The organism is Peribacillus sp. NPDC056705 (genome assembly GCF_043656335.1).
Window position 1 is genome coordinate 1 of sequence record NZ_JBHTYI010000146.1, and the last position, 1,717, is coordinate 1,717.

Consider the following 1,717-nt stretch of genomic DNA (forward strand, 5'->3'; position numbering starts at 1 on the left):
ACCATTCACGGTCTCCTACGGGTTCCTTGAGGTCAAAGGAAATAAAGGCACGCCCAAATGCCGCCTTATTCCTACAACCAGTTAGAACTTTCCGTCCGAAGAGACCGATGCCAACAACACAACACATACATTCTGTAAATTACTCATTTGACATCAGCCTCCTTTATGCTTGCTTAATATAATCCGTATTATAGGACCTGTGATTCTGCATGTCAACATCTTCCTAGTGTTATATTCGCCGAAAGTGTCGCCATTCATCCGGAAGCAGCAGTCCGTACTGACGGTTCAGGAATCGGTCATCCACAAGTGTAAGCGTGCCACTATCATGCTCCGAGCGGATCAGGCGACCCCCGGCTTGCAGCACTTTATTTATTCCCGGGTACACATAAGCATAATCATACCCGCGCTTACCGGTCCGATCGAAATAATCCTTAATGATATCGTTCTCGAAGGATAACTGCGGCAGTCCGACGCCGACTACCACCACGCTGGAAAGCCTTTCTCCCTTCAGATCAATGCCTTCCGAGAAGATGCCGCCCATGACGGCAAATCCCACTATAGGAGCCTTCGCATCGGACTGGAACGCCTCCAGGAAAGCCTCCCGCTGCTCCTCACTCATGCCTTGTCCCTGAAGTAATGTTCTCACTTCCGGATTCAGTCTAGTGAAGGCTGCATGAATGTCCTGCATGTAAGGGTAAGATGGCAGAAAAACCAGCGTATTCACCGGCTGCTCCTGCACCAGTTCCATCAGCATCCTGACAATCGGTTCTAGATTGCGCTCCCGATCTTTATAACGGGTAGACAACGGCATTATTCTCATATCCAGTTGTTCTGCTGAGAAGGGGGAGGGGATGGACAAGCTGTAATCCTCCTCCTCAGCTCCAAGCATATCGCGGTAATAGCCGAGTGGCATCAATGTTGCCGAGAACAAGATGCTCGACCGATAGTTCTTGCCAGCCTGCTGCAGTAAATAGGATGGATCCAGGCAGAACAGCTTGAGATATACCTCACTTTGACTCAACTCCGCATACGTCACAAACCGCTCATCATACAGCTTGGAAATGCGCAGATAAGCCTGTACAGCAAAATAACTCTCAAGCAGCGCCTCCGCCTCATCACCGCTCTTACCGGTCATAAGCTCAGCCTCGGCCTGCAGCGCAAAATCCTCCAACAGTTCCACCATCATCTCCGGCTGCTGGGAGCCGACGATACGCTCCTCACTCTCGCTGGCCTTGCGGAGCAGCTTAAAGCGGCTGTTTACCCGCTTGGCAGCGTTGTACAAAGCAGGATTGCTCTCTTTATAAGACCGCTGCAGCTCCAGAAACGCCGATTTGTTGAGCTCCGCCGAGAACATGCCCCGTGCGCGATCAACCAGATTATGCGCCTCGTCGATTAGCAGCACGCTTCGCTTCTTCGTCTCCTCCGGCATTCGCTTCAAAGATACGCGCGGATCAAATATATAGTTATAGTCACAAATGACGGCATCTGCGGCATATGACGCATCCAGCGAGAATTCAAACGGACACACATGATGCTTGCGCGCATAGGCCTCAACCACCGGCCGTGTAATTAAGGTCTCGTGGGCCAGCAAGTCCAGAATCGCTTCGTTGATACGGTCATAGTACCCTTCCGAGAAGGAGCAGCCCATCGCTCCGCAGCCTTCCGATTCGCCGAAGCAAATTTTGTCTTTCGCCGTTAACGTCACCGTGTGCATATG

At 51.4% G+C, this 1,717-nt stretch carries 1 protein-coding gene; it reads right to left on the bottom strand.

All coding sequences use genetic code 11. The features are described from left to right. Window positions 1-229: 229 nt before the first annotated feature. Window positions 230-1,717 (bottom strand): ATP-dependent DNA helicase (locus tag ACFRAK_RS28335; protein WP_394573089.1); only part of this gene is annotated, 1,488 nt, incomplete at its 5' end.